A 204-nucleotide genomic window follows, 5' to 3' on the forward strand; every position below is an offset into this window, starting at 1 on the left:
AGTCACAACTTCATTCAAGGATAAAGAAGGAAAAGAAATTCCAAATTATCCAACAGAAGAAGGGGAAAATCCTAAGAAAGATATTCCAGGCTATAAATTCGTAGAAACTAAGAAACTTCCAAATGGAGACACAGAACACGTCTACGAAAAAGTCACAACTTCATTCAAGGATAAAGAAGGAAAAGAAATTCCAAATTATCCAAC

1 protein-coding gene is annotated in these 204 nt (G+C 33.8%); it reads left to right on the forward strand.

Annotated elements, in window-relative coordinates; all coding sequences use genetic code 11:
• The coding region (locus N8M16_RS10210; protein ID WP_261070172.1) for a MucBP domain-containing protein at positions 1 to 204 on the forward strand (204 nt) is incomplete at both ends.

This window comes from Streptococcus mitis (assembly GCF_946188375.1).
GTDB classification, from domain to species: Bacteria; Bacillota; Bacilli; order Lactobacillales; family Streptococcaceae; genus Streptococcus; species Streptococcus mitis_CX.